Genomic DNA, 21,672 nt, shown 5'->3' with positions numbered 1-21,672 from the left:
GCTACTTTGTACGGTCTGGGCAAAACCTTCTTCTGGCCTACTACCTTGGGAGTGGTCGCCGAGCAGACTCCAAGAGGTGGGGCCCTTACCTTGAACGCGGTGAGCGGCATTGGCATGTTAACGGTTGGTATGTTGGGGGCACCCATTATCGGGGCTTTCCAATCCAATTCGCAGATCGAACAATTACAGGCGTCCCAGGAATTGGCCCTGGCCGCCCCAAAAACCCTGTTGACGGACGGGCAGGTGGATCTGCCCTTAAGGGATGAGACCATCTATTCCATCATCGATTTCCAGACGGTGGATATGGAGGAGTTCCAAGGGGCTGTGGAAAATGCAGATAATCCTCAGGAAATAAATACACTGGTAGCCGATCTAAAGACCAAGGGGACCCAAAGGGCCCTGGCAAAGGTCATCATCTTCCCTATGATCATGTTGGCCTGTTATCTGATCTTGATTTTCTACTTCAGGGCCAAGGGAGGGTATAAGCCTGTTGTGCTGGAAAAAAACTAAGTTGAAATAAAATGATGTTCGTCTTGACAAGTACTAAATTGTTCCAAGGGGAAAGATTTTTAGGATTAGTAGTTAAGTTAGTTTAGTTGGTAAAGGAACAATGGGAAACTATTGTTCCTTTTTAAGATAGAATTGGATAAATTCAATTTTAGGTAAATCTCGTTTTTGACTTGAACAAAAGATATTGGCTTCTCCTTATTATAACTATTTAATTATATAGCATTTTATTTGGGACAAACCTATGTAGAGCTGTAAAATGTTCTAATTTTTGAATGAATAAACTAAAATTATTGAACAAAGGAATAATTTGTATCTTTATGGTACTAAAGAGCATCAAATAATATCTTTAGAGTTCTTTTTTTGTGAATAGTGTGCAATTAGGTGTACATTATCGTAAAAAATCATAGAAAACACATGTATACAGTGCTTTGTTGGGCAGCGGATAAGTCTGTCATCCCGACCAAGCAGAAAAGTGATTTGCAATAGCAAATCACTTTTTTTGTTTCCCATGGAGCCAAACGCAGTTTGGGCGAACATGGGAAACAAAAAAAGTAGGAAGGCACCGCCTTCACTTTTCTATTTGCACTGAGGGTTTATTGGGATTCTGTAAATCCTGTTTTGAGAAGTTACCAAAACGCAGTTTGTGCGAACATGGGAAACAAAATAAAGTAGGAAGGCGTTAGCCTTCACTTTTCTATTTGCACTGAGGGTTTATTGGGATTCTGTAAATCCTGTCATCCCGACGAACCTAGAAATAGGTAGTATCAAAAACACTGTTAATCGATTGATTTTCAGTGTTTTTTGTTTTCTGTTTTTGGCAATTTTATTGGATGGCTCTGTAAATCTCCTGTTGGTAGAACTTAATTTTTTTAATACAGATTATTGTTTGATTGTAATTTTTAAAATTGGGGCCAGTGAAATTTCTACTCAATGGAATTTAAATATTTTTCCAGCATAGTATAACCATCGGAGGTCATTGTGTTTCTGTCAGTGGCATTATTGTAATCAAGATTGTTTTCTTTTTCCCAAACATCGGGCATACCATCATGATCGGTATCTATTGGGGCAGGCAGACTTTTTAATTCTGGCCAACCCCCAACATCATTTTGGGAATCAATAATACCACTTGTTTTTGATAGATCTGCAATTTTATGATCTTTTTTATAGGTCGATCCTTCAAAAGTCGCAGCACCATTTTTTACCTCGTTAATAATACGGAGATCTACTGCATCACGTTTTGGCAAGGTTGTTCCGGCATTTTTAAGAACCAAAGCATAGGCTTCCTCAGGCAGCTGCTGCTGAATTGCTAATGCCTGCCATGGTTGTTCTAGTTTAAACCCCTTAATGTATTCGCTGCCGTCCTGAGGCTGTACTCCTCCAAGCCAATTGTTCTCCGACACCCACTGATTGCCCTCAACCACATTGCCCGAAACATACCATTTCCCGTAATCGTCCGTCTTATTGCGTGACCATGGTGCTACTATACGGTGTCTAATTTCACCCGGTACTGTGGCTGGCCCGGCTTTATAATAATTTGCCACCATATTAATATTGGAAAAGTTGAATTTGGTATTGCCCACCTGGGCCACTTCACCCCCGTAGGCTGACTCATAACCCCAGTTGTATATTACGTTGTTCCGGTAGTCAACATTTCCACATCCCGAAGCAAAACGCGGGTTACGATTGGAATGGTTGGCAATTAAATTGTGGTGGTAGGTGCTATAATCGGATCCCCAGATGCCTCCAAAGCCATGATTTCCTTTTTGGTGATTGGATTTATATAGACTTTCAGAAATTATGCACCATTGCACCGTAACGTTCTTGCCATGGTAAATAGACATGGTTTCATCTATACTCCAACTTGCGGAAACATGATCTAAAATGAGATTATTGGTATATCTACTTGAGATGGCATCTGTTTCGTCACCTGATTCATCCCCAAGACGTACTCTAATATAGCGGATGATAACCTCGTCTGCATCTATCAGAAGTGGGCGTCCCCTTAAGGTAATTCCATCTCCGGGTGCTGTTTGTCCTGCTATGGTAATGTTGGGATTTTCAATTCGAAGATCACTTTCCAGTTTTATGGTTCCTGAAACCTTAAATACTACGGTTCTTGGTCCTTTGGCCTCAATCGCGGAACGTAAGCTTCCTTCACCACTATCTTTGATATTAGTAACCTCATATACATCTCCTCCGCGGCCGCCAACGGTATACTTTCCGTGCCCTTCAGCGGTGGGGAAGGCCAGTTGCTGTGCGCATGCACTAAGTCCAATTAATACAAACCCTATTGCTAAAACTGTTTGTTTCATGTTCCTCATTTTATATTCTACTAATCAATCCGAAGTACCAATATGGCATCTTCCCACCCGTTGGGCGGAATCATATCACGGGACTCATTTACTTTAAAGCCGGCTATGTTTTCCTTTTGGCCATCTCTAGGATAGAACCAATAAGCTCCGGCATCCTTTTTTAGTATATTGGTTACCTCACAATTTGAGTTGTTGGAAAAATAGACGACAACCATGTCGTTCGATTCCGTGGTCACAGCAGTTTTTAAACTTTCCCCTTCGTCAATTCCCGAAATACTGTTTCCATTTGGTATCCATTGGTGCCACTTGTGGTCTAATAGGAATTTTTTGGCCACCTTGGTTATTTGTGCTGCTCCCGGAAAATCCAATGCTTGCTGCCAAGTATAGCCGCAATTGTAATCCCCTTCATTTCCCCTCATTGACCAAATTGGTCCTGCACCGTAGGTGTGACCCGCGCCCCCTGCAAAAAAGGTTTGATAAAATTGCCGACGAATCCTTACTGGTGTGACCCAACCACACACATGGCGATAGGAACCGTATTCGTATGAGCCTTCTAAAAAAAGACTTGGTTTAACGGGTTTGTTCAATTGGTAATCACCTAACATTGTTGGATAGACCTGATCAAGTTCGCGCCATACTTCAACTCCATTTGCCCTAAGCCATTGATCTGAATGAAACCACTTTGAAGAATTATCGGGCGCGTCACCATCAGGATGAAAAGTAATAAAGACCTTATCCCATGCCGGGTGCTTTTCGTCCCATTTTGGACGCTGACCGGTAACGCCCTGGGCTATACCTTCCGCCATAGCGCGAAAAACATTACGCCTGTCCCATTGCTGAAGGTTGGCGTTTTTATCATAACCATCAATTTGGGCTTTTGCATCGCCCCCAAGAATCCAGATAATATTAGGTTCATCTTGGTAGCGTTTGCCTAAAAATGCCCCATAAGTTCTGGCTTCGTCCTCAGAAAATTCCTGTTGTGCCCCACCCATCTGTGGTGTAATATAGGCACGGCCCCAGCAGGGCAGTAGAGCTAGGTACAGCCCTCTTTTTTTAATCGCCTGGACCACATAGTCCATATGGTCCCAATAATCATTAGGAGTGGAGGGGCCTCCACCAGAAACCACAAGAGGTTCAGAGGTATTTGGCATATCTTCGCTACCACTAAAAGGACGAAAACCATAGGTGTTGGCTGCATTATGCGGTCCCATTTCCATTCCTCCTCCATGTGGATACCAGAATGCCACGGTTTGAATGACAGTAAAACCAAGTTTTTGTCGATTATCAAGGTATAGGTCAATTTCTTCCCTGGTCAATTGCTGTACCATGCCCCATCCGGTATCCGCTATCCATAGAAATGGGCTTCCATTTGTATGTTGTATATAATGTCCATTGGAAGAAACTTCTAAGGCACCATTTTGCCAAGGTGTTTGGGAGGTTGCAACAAGGGACAAACTAGTTAATGCGACAAACAATAACCTTTTTATGAAGGAGCTGAATACTTTAGTAGTGGTTTTTATTGAGTTCATTTTTCTTTTGTTTTAGTTGGGTGGGGTTTTAAGAGTTTATTTGGGTCAAGCTATGATCAGACCACTTTTTCGTTGGACTCATGAATATACAGGAGCTGTTTATGATCGGAAACTTATTCTTATTCGATATTGACATATGTGGCAGGTGATTGATTTTGTGTGCCAACTTTTAGGCCCATCAATAGGAATGGTAAATAAACTGGCCATCGCCGATCCAAGGATTTAATTCGCGGATTATATAGAATATAGTTTTTTAATCGCCCTATATAAATTCCTTGGTTTACCATTTTTAATACTATTTAATTGTAACAACTATGCGCTGGTATCTGGTTAGCATTGGTGTACCATTGTCCGTTACTTCGCATATGATGTGTATATTTTCACCTTTCTCGGCATTTTTTGGGATTTTAAAGAAAGTATTTTGCTTTTGGGCATTTGGTATTTCAATGTTCCCTTTAAAGGTACCGGCTTCTTGGTATTGCCACCAGGAGTAGCTTAGTTGATCGCCATCGGGATCCAGTGTTCCTTTGGCGTTTAATTTAATTTTACTGCCAGGTTTTGCCGTAATATCCAGAGCGCTATTTAGTTTTACAATGGGAGGGTGGTTAGCTTCATCATAAGGTTTTGTACACCAATCGGCCCTAGCGGCAAAGTCGTTCTGTAATGCATCTGCCCATCGGGTAATAGGTTTAAAATAAGCATTCATTAAATCTAAATTCTTAGGATAATCGTTTCGCATATAGTTTCTTCCCCATGCGGTTTGGGTGTACCATCGTCCTTCTGGATATTTATAATCAGCTTGGGGAACCGGATCAAGCCAAGTATTTTCCCTAACCTTGATATAGCGTCCGCCCCAACCCCCATAGTCCGGAGATTCTAAAGAGCGGAGTCCTGTAGGAATAGTGTAAATAAACGCTGGCGAATCCCCTTCAGATCTAAAATCACTTTTAGATTTGGCATCGCCCGCAATAAACCCTTCCTTATCATTACCACCTTTATACGCTTCATACAAGGAGCAAAGTGGACCGTGATTCTCCAAAATATTCGATTTCATCCAATCGCTTTTAAAAAAATTTTGTTTATCCTGGGGCATTATTTTGTCCCATTGATAGGCAACGGCCCAAAACTGATCACATATAATTGTAGGGATATTATATTTTCCCCAGTGTGGACGGATGTAGGATTGATAGGTATCATCTTGTTCCCAGATAAAGAAAAAGCGTAATTTACCAGCAACATATTCCATCTTGTCAGAATGATCTTCTTCTATGGTTTTTAAGGCCCTAGCAATGGTGTTGGTGCCTCCCCAAGCCTGAATCCAGATGGGTCTGTCATCGGATTCATCCAAAAGCACATTCGCAATATGTGTAGATCCGGGGGTAATGGAGTCCATTTCCCCTTCACTTTCAACATTTCCAAGGAAATTAATCGATTTTAAATAATGGGGTGTAGGGTAATCCTTGCTGTGCTTGATCAGGTTTGGGTATACCTCCGCATAGGCCTCAAGATAGGGGTCTATCCAGTCATCTCCCGCCCATTTGTGGCCATGCCAATGGTATTGGGAACTTGAGGTTACAATGCCCTCAACATCCCACTCATTGGCGTAAAGTAAAAATCTAACCATGGAACACTCATCGTCTATTTCTCCATCCGAGGTTATGAGTATACGTTGTTTTTGGCTCTGACCATTTACTGAGGTATGAAAAGCAAAAAACAGAATTATGAAACTTGAATAAAGAATATTTTTCATTTTGCAATTGTTACTCTTCAATATTGACTATTACCCGTTCATATCGGGTTAATCGTGGCGAGCCATGGTCGGTTACCGCAAGAATAATATGCATGGTTCCCTTTCCTGAACCACCAATTCTACTCTTTGGTACGGTAAACCAGGCTTCAGGTTGGTCAAAGTTTTGAATGGTCAAAGGTTGTCCACTACGTGCGCTAGAGACTGAAAATGTGCCAGCTTCTTCATAATAAAACCAATGGTATGAGAGGGCATCTCCATCGGGATCCTTGGAACCTAAGGCACTTAAAAGTATTTTGTCTCCTTTTTTTGCGACAAGATTTTTTTTATGGGTTAGTTTAACTTTGGGCGGGTGGTTGGCATTATCGTATGGCTTTATGGTCCAATCCATTCTGGCGGCAAAATCGTTTTGAAAATCTTCTCTCCAACGCCAAATAGTTTCATGGTTGCCCGAGTGCCATCGGCCATCAGTACCTAAGACTTCGTCTACAGCATCGGAAAAGATAGGTCTGGTTTCTGGATACAAAAACCACTTTTGCATCCTTGGAGTGTAATATTCGTACCTACCGCCCCAGCCACCCCATTCCGGGTGTTCGGGATAACTTAGGCCATTATTGATCAAACCAAGGAATGATGGCGTGTCGCCTTCCATTAAATAATCCCATCTGGGATATTCTGCACCTAAAGGACCTTTTTTCCGTATATTCCCATCCAACCATTCGTTTGTAACGAGGCTAAAATCGGCTCCGTCGCATCGGGCATGAAAAAAATCACCGCTTATTCCACTCCATGTGGCATGATGATAGCCGCCACCTGCATTAAAACCAGGACTCACAATGTAGAATAGTTCTGGAAATTCCTTGCGGATCCACGGGCCGCTATCGTCCTGATCGGAAATGGTGTAAACCCGTAATTTCTTGACAAATTGATCCAAATCTTTTTTTGAACGTGTTTCCCTAACTTTCCAGAGCGCCTGTGCCAATACATTTGGCCCGCCCCAAACCGTTACCCACAATGGCCTTGTGTCATTTTTATCGACCGCTTTAATTAATAATTCGGAGGCCGGGGAATCTTTACCAACCCCAATAGCTTTTACTCCGTACTCTGGTAGGCCTTCTGTAATCTTGGACTTTAAATATTCTCCGGAAGGAAAACCTGATTCGTGTTTTTCAAGGTTATCCCTTACCTTATCATAGGCATTTACAATTTCTTGAATACGATAAGTAGCTACCTTGTTTTGTTGGTGAACAGATGTAGTAGCGGCCAATCCTTCAATGTCGTAGTGATTTGCATATACCAAAAAACGAACCATCGACATGGCATCATCCGGTTCATTTTCTATGTCGGTAAGCACAAATACCCTAGGCTTTTCTTGTGCAATGGCGGTAGTTGTTATTAAGGCTATGCCAACTATTGCAATGAGGTTGTTAATTTTCATCCTTTTTATTTGTTTATTGATTGCCACCTTTTAGCCCAATCCATTAAATAGGCTTCCCGATGTTTTGAAATTGTTTTGGCGCCTTGCTGATCTCCGATAAAAAGGTCGGGAGCTGGCTTGTCGCTATACCAATTGGAACCAAGAGGGTAATCATTGGGAGTTGTTTTTCCTGGCCATGGGGTTATACTAACAAACTGACCTCTTTGGGCATCCAATTCGGGTATGGCACTTTTGGTGAAATAGCTGCCGGTTTCCGGTTTTTTGGAGGAGTAGCGTACCCCATAAATACCATTCCCAAGGTAATATCCGGGCCAAGTTTGATTTGAAATCTCTAATGTAAAACAAGTGGAATCTTGCGGAATGGGCAAGTCTGGCCCTTTAAATCTCCATTCCAATTCGGCATAGGCGGCTACCGTATCTTTCTTACTGCTGTTTCCTTCAAAAATTGTTCTTGAGCTATGTTTAATTGGGGTAAAACTTCCGCCCCAACTTTCTCCTATAGGATTATTTGGGTCACCATTCATTAAATAGGCCAGGGAAGGGGTGTCGCCCATTTTAATTTCGCCCTCATAGTGGTTTTTAAAATTTTTCCCCAAGGCCCCTCTTCCCTGGATATAGTTGTTGTAATAGGATTTGCCTTTGAGTTCTTTGGGCGATTCGGTATCCATGAACCAGCCTCTGTAAGTTGAATTAGCTTCGATTATCCATAGGTTGGGATGATTTTTCACAATGTAGGAATAGGCATTGATGCTCCATTTTTTATTTGGACCACCAATCCAATATACTTTAATGTTTTTCTCAATTTCGGGAGCATCATGTAGTGCCTGTGCCAAATCTTCCAAACCCCCCCAAACCAAAACCCATAGAGGTTGGTCTGTTGTATTTTTGGCACATTTAATAATCCATTCCGAGCCTTCGGTGGCTGTATCGTATCCTTTATAAGGGGCTTCCAGTTTTGTTCCTTGTTTGCAAACTGCTCTCAAGGAATCTGGATGGGTCAAGTTCGGGAACTGTGGTTTTAATTCAGGTAAATCCTTTTCATATAGGTCTATCATATCTAGAATATCCTTTTTGCGACCATTGCCAAAGGGGGAAGAAACCAGGCCCTCTATTTGGAAAAGGTCGGAATACATCAATAAATGTATCATGGATTGAAAGTCGTCGGGATCGGTTCCTCCAATATCCGAACTGATCAATATTCGAGGTTTTTCTACAATTGGCTTACTGTTTATAGTTGCACAACTTTGTAGAATTAAGAAGGAAAATATAAAAATTAGTTTATTCATGGTCGTTTTGTTTTATTCCAACTAGGTGGATCGGTGTCTTCCAATTGTTAATTACCGACTAATTTGGAAGAACCGTCACTATTACACGCTTGTATCTTGACAACGCAGGGGTTCCCTTGTCCGATAGCTTCAAAATGAAATGAATGGTTTCCTTCTTTTCTACTATCGGGGCCCTAAGGTTTACCATATGCACATTCTCAGCACCCAAATCTATTTTTTCTTTATATGAACTTTCCTCTGGATAATGGAACCACAAATAGCTAAGATTATCGCCATCAGGATCCGTAGATTTAAAAGCATCCAGGTTAAAGGCTTCGCCCGACTTTACCGTTAATCGATTGGAATGGGTCAGTTCCGGAATGGGTGGGTGGTTGGCTTCCTCATAGGGTTGGGTACACCAATCCATACGAGCGGCAAAATCATTTTGAAAATCTTCCCTCCAGCGCCATAACGTTACCTTGTTATCTTTGAATGTAATGGTATCCTTTTTAACGGAACGGCCATATTCCTTAGGAATGTAAGGGGTATAATTATCGACTGTATTGGTCCAAATTGCCCTGGTCTCAGGAGCAATGGGAACTATGGAGCTCCCTTTTTTTGTTTTTGAGAAATCGGGTTTGTACAATTCATAGCGTCCGCCCCATGCACCCCATTCCGGATGTTCAGGTTCGTTAAGTCCGTTGGGTATTAACGATAAAAATGCGGGTGTATCTCCTTCTACGCCCCAAGCAACATCCGGATATTCAGCTCCCAAAGGTCCATGATTCTGTTGAATGTTTTGGGCTATCCAGATATTGCTGATCGAGCTGTTGTCTATTCCTTTTATATAGCTATTGATGCCCGTCCAAGTGGCAGTGCCGTAATAATCTCCCGGACTAACAATATAAAAAAGCTCAGGAAAATTGTTCCGTATCCAAATACCGCTATCATCTTGGTCCGAGATGTTATATACTCGGAGTTTTGAGATAAGTCTTTGGGCCTCCTTCTTACTTTTTGTTTTCCGAATTTGGTCAAGGGATTGGGCCAAAGTATTGACACCGCCCCAAACTGAAATCCACAATGGGCGATCATCCTCTTCTTCCAATGTTTTGATTATCCATTCGGAGCCCTCTGAATTTTTTCCGTCACCAACCCCCTTCATACCATATTCCGGAAGGCCGTTTTTAATTAATGCAGCCAATGCTTCTGGTTTGGGAAAACCAGCTTCATGTTTTAAAAGGTTGGGATGTACTTTACCATAGGCCTGAATGACCCGTTCTATGGATTCTGGGGCTATTCGGTGCTGTAACCAACAAGACGTTGTAGCGACAATTCCCTTTATGTCAATTTGGTTGGAATACAAAAGCAAACGTACCAAAGACTGTGTGTCATCAGGGTCGGCTTCAATATCGGTTAAAATAATTACCCTATTTTTTTGATCTATTTGGGCAAAAGTTGTGATAGAGGATACCAAACAAAAGGAAATAAACAGATAAAATGTTTTCATATCAATGAAATTAAGGGTTTTTCAATTATGGATTAATTGTTATCCTAAAATTCTTCAAAGGTTAGGCATGTTTATTTATTTCTTGATAGATTTATGTTTGCCAACCATTCCGGGTATTTTTTTAGTACCTTTTCCGGTTCATTTGTGTACCAACTATAACCGTTCCTTCTATTGTCGCTTATGTCTGCGAGCGAGTTTCTTTTGACACCATCCCGACTACAGAAATATATAGTGCTGGTTTCTAAATCATAAAAGCGTCCCCATAAGGTGGGTGCATTTTTATCTTCCACAACAATTCTATTCTTTCCTCCGTCCTTGTTGATTTCCGTCTCTATTTTTATACCCGTAATTCGGTTGTTTTCAAACCATTGTACAGCTCCCTTTACAGAAGTAACAATTTCTTTGGAAGGATTATCTATGTCCATCAATAATAGTACAATCCCCACGGATTCTGAACCGCTAAACGAAGGAAGTTCGTAACTACGGGCCTTTGCAGGGGCCAGTGTCACTGAATCATGCTGGGCACACCAGACCGCTGGTTTGCCTTTGTATTTTATTTGTGTATCAAGAAAACATTGAATGCCCTTATCGTAAGCCTTTTTGGCTTTTTCCCTTGTGTTGGCACTTAATTGCAGTGATGCGTATTCTTTATTATCCGAACTAATCCCTTTTAGGAATTTCATAATATTGACCATGGCATCGTCGTTATAAGTGATATGGCCAGAATAAGCTACACTCCCTTGGCGAACTGGAAAAAATTGTGGCCATCCGCCATTTTCGTATTGTGCCTCAAAGATGTAATTGAGTCCCTTTTCAAAAGCTTTTTTGTAGTGATTATCCTGAATTTGTGAATGCATTTTAGCCAAGAACCTAAGTTCTGTTATGGTGGCGCCATTATCGAAAGTTGCTCCAATTTCAGCCTTGTTATTTTTATAATGGGATTTCTCTGCCTCAGAAAATGGATGATGGTAGTCTTTGTTTTTCTCCCATCCTCCGATCTCTTTTTGACTGAGTATTACATTTTCTGCAACCAATTGCGCTTCGTTAGACCCATACCACTCTAGAGGCATGTCTGTGGCAACATTCCCCCATCCCATACTGAGATGGTCAGTGGTTTTGTTTTGAGTGAAACCCACAGTTGTGATTAAGGTCATTACTGCTATTGTAATAAATTTAATTAGTTCCATGTTTTTATTTTTTGATAATGCTTTTAATTTCTGTCTATATCCATTGGACAGATAACTCTGATTTATTTTTTTATGAATTCGGCAGTATGTCATCTAATTCAACCACTCGATCGAGTCCGTAGTAATCTAATTCTCAGTTCCGAAATACTTTGAACGTGTAAATGCCAACTACCTACCCGGCAACATCCAGTCCATTTTTCATATTCGTAAGTGCAAATAACCCAGTTGTACTTCTATTTGGAGTGGGTTAAGGTAACATTCAATTACAAGGTGAAAATCAAAATGATGGGATATCCCTATTTCAAAATGCTAAGATATGCTCGTAATTATACACATACTTCCTATATTTGAACAAATACCTATCACTTTCCTATATGTTAAAGCATTTCGATGAAAAAAGAGAAGATCTAGCCCCCTATGGTCTTACCTGTGAAGTTTGGCGGCCCAATGTAATGAGAAGGGCAGATAGGCATAATGAAATAGAAATTAATTATTTACCGGAAGGATCTATCACCTATTTGATCCATGACAAAAAAATACATGTGGAAAAGGGCAGTTTTGTTGTTTTCTGGGCATTGTTGCCACATCAAATTGTTGATTATGAAGGTGATGCACCATACTTCGTAATTACTATACCCTTTGGGTTGATATCTCAATGGAATATGTCCAAATCATTTTTGGATCTGCTATTTAAGGGACGGATACAAATGTTTGAAACGGTGCAGAACCTCCAAATAACAACGGCCTTGTTTAAACAATGGGTACTTGACCTGGAAAGCAAATTACCCTATCTAAATGAGGTTTGCGCCCTTGAAATTCAGGCCTACCTAAAGCGATTGATGTTTCAAAAATCGAATAATGACGAAATAGAGCTTAAGATGGAACTGCCGTCAATGAACCTCGTAGAGCAAATGGCCATATTTATTGCCCAAAATTTTACGAAACCAATTAAAGTCACTGATGTTTCACGCGCTGTTGGAATTCATTCCGATTATGCCAATGCTATTTTTAAAAAGGCCTTTGATGTATCGCTCTCCCATTACCTCATTCAGCAACGGGTATTATACGTACAAAGAAAACTAACCATCACTATGGACCCAATTACTTCCATCGCCTATGAAGCTGGTTTTAATTCCATTAGTAGATTTAATGCCAGTTTTCTAAAATTCGTGGGCATGACACCAAGGGAGTACCGAAAATTAATCCAGACGGACAGATAATACGAAGGTTTTATAGACCATATTACACTAGAGGGGTAAATATCCCAAGACTTGCCTATTTAATACATTGTTAGAGCTTGTAAACGGGAGCCTTAAAAGTTATTGAACATCATCCCCATGAACAAGAGTCTCTTTAAATGTTGAGTTTTGTCCTGGAACAAAATCTCTTAATTTACTTCCCCTAGTCAGAAATCCTCCGCTACTTAATATGATTTGGGAGTTGAACTTGTCAAAACCATTTTTTGCCAAGTTTGCTCCAATTGGTCCAACTGCACTTCCATTGGCAATATCGTCCTTGGAGAAGGAAACAATGCCAAAAGCCATAAAACCAAGGACTCTAACTAATAAAATAGACTTTGATTTCTTAAAACACTTAAAAATAATTCAAATGTTAGGGTCAATTTTAATAGGTGTGTAGAAAGTGCCATTTGTAGGACAGAGGAACAGTTTCTATTGAATAATGGATAGACCGCTCAATTTTGATCTTCTATCTACTAAAGTTCGTTGTTCATCATCAAATTTCTCCATATGAAGTAGATTGTTTAACTTTAATAGAGACTTTATATAAACGGAACTTATGGGCACCCTGCGTCGATTCCAAGCTTCCATCGGTCTGAAAACAATCGGGCTGCACCTTGTTTTTTGGGCTTTGATCGTAACCTATTTTGCGTGGGGTTTTGGCCTCAATGTAAATCCAAAAAAATCTTTTATAAACTCCCTTTATTTTTTGCCAGGCCATATTATTATGGTGTATTCCCTGCTCTACTTTTTGGTCCCCAGATATTTGCTGAAAAGCAAGTTTTTACATTTTTTTATTGGGCTTTCAATTGTAATGTCGTTCTGCATACTCTATACTATTTTGGCGCAATTACAATTGTCATCCAATATTGACGATTTTAAGGGCATTACTTTTACCGTGGGCAGGAACGTATTGCCCTTTCTGCACGTTGGGGGGATAGCTCTATCTATTAAGTTATTAAAATACTGGTATTTGCAAAGAAAGAGGACCATTGAGGCCGAACAACAGAAAACAGTTGCCGAATTAAAACTGTTGAAGGCGCAGTTGCATCCCCATTTTTTATTCAATACGCTTAATAATTTGTATTCACATACGTTGGAGGCGTCGCCGAGATCCCCTGAAATAGTGTTGAAACTTTCCGGGCTCCTGCGGTTTATGATCTATGATAGCAACGTTCCAAAAATCTCCTTGGTGAAGGAGATCGAATTGTTGCAAAACTATATATCTCTAGAAAAGTTGCGTTACGGTGATAGGTTGGATTTATCCATATCCATTACCGGTGACATTGGGCGATTTCAGATTGCACCGTTACTATTACTTCCTTTTTTGGAAAACACCTTTAAGCATGGAACCAGTAGACAGTTAGAAACTAGTTGGATAAGTTTGCATCTTTCTATGCAGGGTTCCACCATGTACTTCAAATTGGTGAACAGTGTAGATGCCGATGAGGTAAAAACCAGAATTGGGGGATTGGGCCTTCAAAATGTAAGGCAAAGGCTGGAACTTTTATATAAACAGAACCACACTTTGGAAACGGTGATGTTGGACGAAGTTTTTGTGGTAAGCCTAGAAATCAATTTGGAGGAATTGGAGAAACAATATGAGGACGAATTGGTTTTAAGCATATCAAATTAATCTGGATTTTGATATGTTTCGATGCAATTTTAGAAAGCAATCCAACAAAAATTTAAAGTACTAGCGCAGCTGGAATTTGGGAATATCTCTTGTCGTAAGAAACCATTAACCGTTGACAGATGAAATATAATTGTATAATTGTGGATGATGAGCCCCATGCGATCAAGATCCTTGAAAGTTACATAAGGTCTTTAGATCAACTAAAGATTGTAGGAACTTGCAGCAATGCATTTAGAGCAATCAATATTTTGAACAATGAAAAGGTAGACCTAATATTTCTTGATATTAATATGCCAAAATTGTTGGGCACGCAATTATTGAAGACACTTCAATATCCCCCTAAGGTTATTTTTACTACGGCCCATAAAGATTATGCCATTGAGGCATTTGAACTGGATGCCATTGATTATCTGTTAAAACCAATTTCCTTTGAACGGTTCTTAAAAGCCGTGAATAAGTTTTGCCATACAACAACTGTTGAGGTGGCTCCTGCCAATCAAGGGCCAGGCTTTTTATATTTTAGGGCAGACCGGAAAATGGTAAAAGTATTTTTAGAGGATATTTTTTACATAGAAAGTTATAAGGATTATATTATTATCCATAAAAAAACGGATGTGGTCAAGGTAAAGCTGTCGATCAGTGCCGTTGAAAAAATGTTGCCACAGAATTTATTTTTGCGGATCCATCGTTCCTTTCTGGTGGCTATCCACCAAGTAACGGCTTATACGAAATACGATGTTGAAATTGGGAAAATAGAACTACCCATTGGTAGAAGTTTTTCCTCCGTAATCCAAAAGTTGACGGATAATACATCAATCAGTGCTAACCTGGATAGTCCATAGATAATGGGCTAAAAAACCAAGATCCAGTTTTACTGCTAAAACTGGATCTTATTAAGTTCAATATTCCGATGTGGATTTTAAGGTAGTTCCCTCAAATTGTTTTCAAATACAAATTTTGACAATTGCCTTCCCATTTTTTTACCTTCGATTATATCTTGTCGAAAATGATAGCCTATATATATCCTGGAAAGTGAAATTTCATCTGCAAGTTGAGAAAAGCTTTTATAGCTTCTTTTTGTTCCGGGCAGACTAATACTTTCAATGGTAAATGATTTTTTGTCTTTCCCGAAGAACAATTTGAACAGCTCTGCAGCAGCTCCTCCGTTGGCAGCGTGGGAGGAAGGATAGGAAGGTGTTGGTGGTGTTACTCTTACCTCAGGCCGTTGAGGTATATTCCAGTTGGTGTCTCCGGCGGTATTATTATTTCCATCATTCTCTCCTTCTCTAATCGCAGTTATGGGTCTCCAACTATTATAGTAATATTTGGCTTCAAAAAGGCTTATATGTGCATCGGCTTGAACCATATGGGTAAGGGCTAGAAGTCTGGCAGTCTCGAATCCGTTAAGTTTATCCCCGACTGCCAATAATCTGGCTAGCCGGTTCATGGCACTTGGAGAATTTTCAATAAAGAAGGCTCCTAGGTCCAATTGCTCCTGGGTTCGATCAGGGCAATCGTTGCACCCCAATAGCTTAACTTCTTCATAATCGGAAGCGTATTCCGGTGAATTGATTGGATATGGTGGACCAGGTCTAAACTGTTTCCCCGAGGTTATGCCAAATGGCTCAACATTTCCCCAATCTGGAGCATAGACGGCATTTGCTGGCCAAATGGGAAGATTGGCTATTGTCCATGGCATATAGGATCTATATTCACCCGGCAGTGTACCTTGAGTGGAAGAAGTAAACATCGGCCTTAAATCCTTTTGCCTTTTTTCCAAAATAGCGGCTGCTGCCTCTTCACCAATCTTAATTCCTTTTTCTTTAAATTCGGAGTCTTCAATTTTCGAGAGGCATTCAACTAAGAGATCATCGGCATTTAACTTCCAACCTGGAGCCACAATGACTAGTACGTCATGTGCAGCCTGTGCCACTGCCGCGTCCGCGATTTGTGCTATTTTTTTCTTTGGGATATCTTTAGGATTCACCAGACTATTATCTAGGGCGTAGGGTTCATACTTAGGAACAATATTATTCAATGCGTCGTGTATGGCCAATGTTACCATGGCATATGCTCTTGATTCTGGAGGAGGTGGACTTAAATTATCAATGGCCAAACCAATGGCATTGTCCCATTTCAATACCATTTCATTGTTATATGATTTAATCATTCCATTATACATTAATTTCCTGTCGGAAACAAGAATTGGATCATCTTCGAAATTGTTCGTTTCGCAGGCAACGATTGCGACTAACAACATTACATTGCGCCCAAAAAGCTTAACATTTTTTTTCATGACAGTATATTTTTAGGATTTCATGCTAAAAATATTGCATTTGGGGATTCAGAAATTTTAGGTATGATGTATAACCTATTTTTAGGTAAGAAGGAAGTGTTTTGATCGACAAACGGAATCGATAATTCCATCTAAAAAAAACCAATTTTATTATAGTGGATCTAACTTCTTATTCAATTTATGAATTCCCTAGAACAACACCTCCATGTTCCTGAAACATTACCTAATTTCATAAAGATTAGTCCAAAGAAAAATATACGCCTTTTGATAAACTGCCTGGTATGTGGCGAGGTTCTCCGATAATTATACAGTAGGAATCAATAGTAGTTATAAGTCGTTTCTACGAAATTTTGTGGAATTGGATATAATTTCTACTGAATAGACACATCTGCAGAATAGGCCTATGCAAACTTATTAATCAATTTGGGCCAGTTATCTTTTTACGACCGGACCAATTTCAAAGAAACAATAGGGTCGTGTTAAAGGCATTGTCGTTAGAAGAATCGTTCGTGGCAATGGTTATGGAGGTGGAGTCGTCACGGTCAAAATCGTTATTTTCCTTGTTGATCTCGTTAGCAATGATGGCCGTTGTGAATACAGTGCCAAAAACTCTTGTGTTCGGCAACCATCTATAGACCACATTATTATCGTTCGTTACAATGCTTGCTCTCATAGTAGCAGTAAGCGGATTGGTAACCTCAAAGGCATTGAACTCCTGTGGAATCATAGATCCTAGTAATGGCAATTACCATGTACAGATTGTTCAACGAGATTTTTTAGTAATGGAAACTATCTAGGGGTGTTGGCAGGCCATGCAAGAAATCCCAATAAACTACCTAAAATTCTTAATTCCCGTTCGTTAGCATCCCAAAAATGGATGTTAGTCAACTCTTATTGCTATAACACTAAACTGGGAAACTACGACCATAGTGCCTATTTGTTATTTTAAACACTTCATCCATTGTTTTCTTCAATTCGTACATGTCCATCATGAAAAAGAGATGGCTAAAAAATATCTTCGATTGATTTTAAACTGCATCTAGTGCTGTTTGAGGGCTGTTGGGAAGTCAACTTTCATAGTCATTTTTAATATTTATTCATTAAATTTTCAGTGTTATGCGCAAGTCAATTCTAAATTTTTCTATTGTTACCTTTATTATTTTGGTAGCTGTTCTAGCATGCATGGGTACATCTAAGAAGAAGGATGGGATATTGGTTCCAGTAGGATCTGCTACCATAGCGGATTCATCGCTCCTTGTTGAGCGAGGAGCGTATTTGGTCAATTCGATTGGGTGTGCCGATTGTCATTCGCCCAAAACTATGGGTGCAAATGGTCCTGAAATAATACCAGAACTTGATTTATCGGGATTTCCATCCAATGGGACCGTACCGCCGATCGACCTGAGTTCGATATCCAATGGGTGGATCATGTTCAATCCCGACGGTACCAGTCATTTAGGACCATGGGGCCAAACCTTTGCGGCCAATTTAACCAGTGATCCCAGTGGTATTGGTAATTGGACCGAGGAAAATTTCATTCGTGCAATACGAGAAGGCAAATACAAAGGCTTAGAGAATTCAAGGGATTTATTACCCCTTATGCCATGGTATTTCTATAAAAATTTGACAGATGAAGATCTGATTTCAATTTTTTATTATCTGAAAACCACAAGACCTGTATCCAACATAGTGCCACCACCCATATCATTGGAAGACTTAAAGAGAAATTGGTCAGCTAAATAAAATTCTTCCAAGGTAAAAGAGGCACTTTCTAAAACGAACCTGTTTCTGGCAAAAGTGGGACAGGTTTCCGTTGCTATCAGGTACAAGAATTTGTTGGATTACCGGAAGGTATTGATCAATAAATAATTAGCCGTTTATTCAGACTATATCCATTTCATAACTATCTTTATTAGGACTGTGGGTTTCGGAAGTTGTCAAATTAAATTAGAGGCTAATTTGGAAACAAAATGAAAATACATTTACCACAATACAATGGTTTGGATAACCAGGTGATGATCCTCATATCACCTGTATTTGCTTTTTTGCTCAATTGCATCAATTTCGGGTCCCAATATTTTTCAAGTCCAGGATATTTTCTATTGGCCACCTTGGTTTCATTCGTGTGGTTTTGCATTGATTTTGTGACTTGCGGAGCCATTGCGGTTTTTTTTAGGAATAGGTATCCTTCGGAGGGGGCAGTGCCAATACGTTTGTCCTTGATGATAATTACTTTTTTAATAACGACCGGACTATTTTTGGTTGCACTATTCAATTTGTTCGAATCAATACCTTATTTTAATTACAGGTTTAATGAGAGCGCCTTTGCATGGGGTTATCTGGCTCTGGGAATTACAAGCATTTTTCTTACTTTTTTAATGGAAGGAATTTCCCGTTACCAAGAGTGGAAGAAAAACCAAAAGGAAACCGAAAAGTTAAATCAAGCCTATAGACAAAGTCAGTTGCAAGGCCTGAAAAGTCAGGTAAATCCGCATTTCTTGTTCAATAGTTTAAATTGCTTGTCCTGCTTAATACAAGAGGACGAGAAGAGGGCGGAAGATTTCCTAGATGAAATGAGTAAGGTATATCGATACATGTTGCGTAATGATGATGACCCTCTGGTGACCCTAGAAACCGAATTGAAATTTGTGGATGCCTATCAACATTTACTGAAAGCCAGATTCGGTGATGGACTTCAGTTAACAATAAAGGTGGACGAAGAGGACAAAACCAAATTTATTGCACCCCTAACCTTACAAGTAATTATTGAAAATGCCTTTGCGAATAATAAGCTGTGTAAAAGCGATCCACTCTTAATTTCCATTAGTTCCAATGGTAATGATACCCTTGAAATAGTCAATGGCATTCAACCGAAAGTTATAACGGACACGGTGGATTTTGAGGCAAACCTTGATAATTTGATCAATAAATATGAACTATTGGATCAGCCGATTATAATGGATATGGCATCGGGTATACAACGGGTCATCAAACTTCCATTAATACATAAAAAAAAGGAGTTGACACCATGAAATTAGTTAGGCCACCTAAATTGGAATTGTATTCCTTCTTGTTTTCAATGCCATTAATTTCGGCCATTGTAAACCTAATTCTATACGACGACAGACTTTGGAAAGATTATAGGGTATGGATCTACTCCATACCATTGATTTATCTGATCGGCATTTTTTCATGGTATTCCCACGTACTTTATGCCGATTGGATTGAAAGAAAATACCCTGAGTTGAATCAGAGTAGGCAAAGGGTTCTGGGGAAGGCCATGGTACTTTTTTTTGTTATGACCCCCAGCATACTCCTAATTCTTTTTATCTATGATCGGTTTCATATTTTGGAGTATCAGTTTCAAGACGATGACCTTTTTAAAGGCCTGCTGGTCGGAGTTGGTGTAAATACTATTTTTGAAACCCTGTACGAAGCCGATTATGTTTTTTCAAAGATGAAACAAAGTGCGCGGGAAAAAGAAACAATGCAGGAACTTGCCGTACACCAAGATTTCGATACCCTAAAGAATCAGGTAAATCCACATTTCCTATTCAATTGCCTTAATACCTTATCGTCATTAATTAGTGTAGATAAAAAGCGTGCAGAAATGTTTTTGGACGAGCTGAGCAAAGTATACCGCTACCTCTTAAAAAACAATGAGGAAGGAGTAAGTACGGTAGCACAAGAAATAAGATTTATAGAATCCTATTTTAACCTTTTGCAAACAAGGTACGGCAATTCTGTACAGCTCAATGTCCAAATCGATAAACGCTACGACCCTTATTTGTTGCCATCCTTGACCCTGCAATTGCTAGTCGAAAATGCAGTAAAACACAATGCACTGTCAAAGAATAATCCACTGGTAATCGATATTTTTACTGTGGCTGGAAACAAACTTGTAGTAAGCAATAATCACCAACCGCTAACGGTAAAAGCTAACAGTACCAAAGTGGGCCTCAAAAACATAAAAACCAAGTATTCCTTATTGAAACAGTCAGGATTTCTGGTTATGGCGGATGATAAAAATTTTACGGTGGTTTTGCCCCTAATTTGGAACCCACAGGCCATCAAGGTCTAACCGGGAGGGTTAACCTCAAATTTTAATTAACAGTCGATACATGGAAAACCACAATTCATGCAGATGTTTGCCCTACTAATTAAATTAATTTATTGGTCAATATTGTTTTATGCTAATTTTATAGTAACCTCTTTTAATATTGTGGAACATGAAAATATTATTAGTTGAAGATGAGGACCTAGCGGTAAAAAAACTTCGAAAAACATTGGAAGCAGTGGATCCTGGCATTGAGGTGATAGGTACTACCGATAGTATTAAGGCTACAGTGCAATGGTTGAAAGATAATCCTGCTCCTGAATTAATTTTAATGGATATAGAGCTGGCCGATGGTCAAAGTTTTGAAATATTCAACCTTATCGATGTAAACGGTCCCGTAATCTTTACTACTTCTTACGATGAGTTTGCCTTAAAGGCCTTTAAGGTTAATAGCGTAGATTATTTGCTGAAGCCCATCCAAAAAGACGAGCTGGAGGCTGCCATAAATAAATTTAGAAGATTAAAGGGCACAGAAAATCCTAATACGGATTTTGATAGTTTGGTGAGAGAGCTTCAGCAAAAATTACAACCCAAGGAATATCGCAAACGCTTTTTGGTGAAGCAGGGCCAAAAATTGATTAGCATTGAGATCGAGGAGATTTCCTATTTTTTTAGCGATGGTCGACTCAACTTTTTTAAAACTACCGATAACAGAACTTTCGTTGTGGATTATACCATGGAAGAGCTTGAGGAAATGCTCGATAACCAAAAATATTTTCGCATTAGCCGTTCGTTCTATGTTTCAATTAATAGTGTAGATAAAATTGAAGATTATTTTGGAAATAGACTTTTACTAGGTTTAAAACCACCAGTGGATAAGCAAGCCTTGGTAAGCAGGGAAAAGGTAACCGCCTTTAAAAAATGGATGGGAAAATGATATAGTTCACTTT

The 21,672-nt window shown here is 39.7% G+C and carries 17 protein-coding genes and 1 pseudogene; 8 read left to right on the top strand and 10 right to left on the bottom strand.

Going from position 1 to position 21,672, the window contains the following annotated elements; translation table 11 throughout:
- Positions 1-510 (top strand): annotated as a pseudogene (locus tag BUA60_RS23080) (hypothetical protein); the annotation flags it as partial.
- A 923-nt stretch (positions 511-1,433) separates the two neighbouring features.
- On the opposite strand, the gene BUA60_RS18725 reads toward BUA60_RS23080, so the two are convergent.
- The 7 genes from BUA60_RS18725 to pelA all read right to left on the bottom strand — a co-directional run bounded on the left by BUA60_RS18725 (position 1,434) and on the right by pelA (position 11,495).
- The gene (locus BUA60_RS18725; RefSeq protein WP_072864437.1) at positions 1,434-2,822 is read right to left on the bottom strand and encodes a pectate lyase family protein; all 1,389 of its coding nucleotides are present in this window, start codon (positions 2,820-2,822) and stop codon (positions 1,434-1,436) included.
- A 20-nt stretch (positions 2,823-2,842) separates the two neighbouring features.
- Positions 2,843-4,351: a glycoside hydrolase family 140 protein gene (locus BUA60_RS18720; protein ID WP_084532687.1), complete on the bottom strand. Its 1,509-nt coding sequence runs from the start codon at positions 4,349-4,351 to the stop codon at positions 2,843-2,845.
- A gap of 295 nt (positions 4,352-4,646) precedes the next feature.
- Positions 4,647-6,101 (bottom strand): DUF1593 domain-containing protein, encoded by a 1,455-nt coding sequence (locus BUA60_RS18715; RefSeq protein WP_072864395.1) that lies wholly within the window; start codon positions 6,099-6,101, stop codon positions 4,647-4,649.
- A 10-nt stretch (positions 6,102-6,111) separates the two neighbouring features.
- Positions 6,112-7,536, bottom strand: a complete 1,425-nt coding sequence (locus BUA60_RS18710; protein ID WP_072864393.1) for a DUF1593 domain-containing protein — start codon at positions 7,534-7,536, stop codon at positions 6,112-6,114.
- Positions 7,537-7,541: 5 nt separating this feature from the next.
- Positions 7,542-8,822, bottom strand: coding sequence for a nucleoside hydrolase-like domain-containing protein (locus BUA60_RS18705; RefSeq protein WP_072864391.1), 1,281 nt, complete (start codon positions 8,820-8,822; stop codon positions 7,542-7,544).
- 58 nt (positions 8,823-8,880) lie between these two features.
- Positions 8,881-10,308, bottom strand: a complete 1,428-nt coding sequence (locus BUA60_RS18700; RefSeq protein ID WP_072864389.1) for a nucleoside hydrolase-like domain-containing protein — start codon at positions 10,306-10,308, stop codon at positions 8,881-8,883.
- Between the two features lie 71 nt (positions 10,309-10,379).
- Positions 10,380-11,495: a pectate lyase gene (gene pelA / locus BUA60_RS18695; RefSeq protein WP_072864435.1), complete on the bottom strand. Its 1,116-nt coding sequence runs from the start codon at positions 11,493-11,495 to the stop codon at positions 10,380-10,382.
- A 347-nt stretch (positions 11,496-11,842) separates the two neighbouring features.
- Between pelA and BUA60_RS18690 the strand changes: the two genes are divergently transcribed.
- On the top strand, positions 11,843-12,715 hold the full coding sequence (locus BUA60_RS18690; RefSeq protein ID WP_143153237.1) for a helix-turn-helix domain-containing protein: 873 nt from the start codon (positions 11,843-11,845) through the stop codon (positions 12,713-12,715).
- Positions 12,716-12,814: 99 nt separating this feature from the next.
- On the opposite strand, the gene BUA60_RS18685 is transcribed toward BUA60_RS18690, so the two are convergent.
- Positions 12,815-13,039 (bottom strand): hypothetical protein, encoded by a 225-nt coding sequence (locus BUA60_RS18685; RefSeq protein WP_072864385.1) that lies wholly within the window; start codon positions 13,037-13,039, stop codon positions 12,815-12,817.
- A gap of 253 nt (positions 13,040-13,292) precedes the next feature.
- Here BUA60_RS18685 and BUA60_RS18680 point away from each other — a divergent pair, with 253 nt between their 5' ends.
- Both BUA60_RS18680 and BUA60_RS18675 read left to right on the top strand, forming a co-directional pair.
- Positions 13,293-14,369 carry a sensor histidine kinase gene (locus BUA60_RS18680; protein ID WP_084532686.1) on the top strand — a complete coding sequence of 359 codons (1,077 nt, stop codon included), beginning with the start codon at positions 13,293-13,295 and terminating at the stop codon, positions 14,367-14,369.
- 119 nt (positions 14,370-14,488) lie between these two features.
- Entirely contained in the window at positions 14,489-15,211 is a 723-nt protein-coding gene (locus BUA60_RS18675) for a LytR/AlgR family response regulator transcription factor (RefSeq protein ID WP_072864383.1), read from the top strand.
- 77 nt (positions 15,212-15,288) lie between these two features.
- Here BUA60_RS18675 and BUA60_RS18670 read toward each other — a convergent pair whose 3' ends face one another.
- Both BUA60_RS18670 and BUA60_RS18665 read right to left on the bottom strand, forming a co-directional pair.
- Positions 15,289-16,665, bottom strand: a complete 1,377-nt coding sequence (locus BUA60_RS18670; RefSeq protein WP_072864380.1) for a vanadium-dependent haloperoxidase — start codon at positions 16,663-16,665, stop codon at positions 15,289-15,291.
- Between the two features lie 457 nt (positions 16,666-17,122).
- The gene (locus BUA60_RS18665; protein ID WP_072864378.1) at positions 17,123-17,392 is read right to left on the bottom strand and encodes a hypothetical protein; all 270 of its coding nucleotides are present in this window, start codon (positions 17,390-17,392) and stop codon (positions 17,123-17,125) included.
- Between the two features lie 389 nt (positions 17,393-17,781).
- Here BUA60_RS18665 and BUA60_RS18660 point away from each other — a divergent pair, with 389 nt between their 5' ends.
- The 4 genes from BUA60_RS18660 to BUA60_RS18645 all read left to right on the top strand — a co-directional run bounded on the left by BUA60_RS18660 (position 17,782) and on the right by BUA60_RS18645 (position 21,659).
- The gene (locus BUA60_RS18660) at positions 17,782-18,408 is read left to right on the top strand and encodes a c-type cytochrome (protein ID WP_072864376.1); all 627 of its coding nucleotides are present in this window, start codon (positions 17,782-17,784) and stop codon (positions 18,406-18,408) included.
- Positions 18,409-18,635: 227 nt separating this feature from the next.
- On the top strand, positions 18,636-19,697 hold the full coding sequence (locus BUA60_RS18655) for a sensor histidine kinase (RefSeq protein WP_072864374.1): 1,062 nt from the start codon (positions 18,636-18,638) through the stop codon (positions 19,695-19,697).
- Positions 19,694-20,746: a sensor histidine kinase gene (locus tag BUA60_RS18650; protein WP_072864372.1), complete on the top strand. Its 1,053-nt coding sequence runs from the start codon at positions 19,694-19,696 to the stop codon at positions 20,744-20,746. The genes BUA60_RS18655 and BUA60_RS18650 overlap by 4 nt, the downstream gene beginning before the upstream one ends.
- A gap of 148 nt (positions 20,747-20,894) precedes the next feature.
- The gene (locus BUA60_RS18645; RefSeq protein WP_072864370.1) at positions 20,895-21,659 is read left to right on the top strand and encodes a LytR/AlgR family response regulator transcription factor; all 765 of its coding nucleotides are present in this window, start codon (positions 20,895-20,897) and stop codon (positions 21,657-21,659) included.
- The last annotated feature ends 13 nt before the right edge of the window (positions 21,660-21,672 follow it).

This window comes from Arenibacter palladensis, assembly GCF_900129275.1.
In the GTDB taxonomy this organism is placed as follows: Bacteria; Bacteroidota; Bacteroidia; order Flavobacteriales; family Flavobacteriaceae; genus Arenibacter; species Arenibacter palladensis.
The sequence above is the reverse complement of the archived record's forward strand: the minus strand, read 5'-3'. Positions and strand labels throughout refer to the sequence as shown.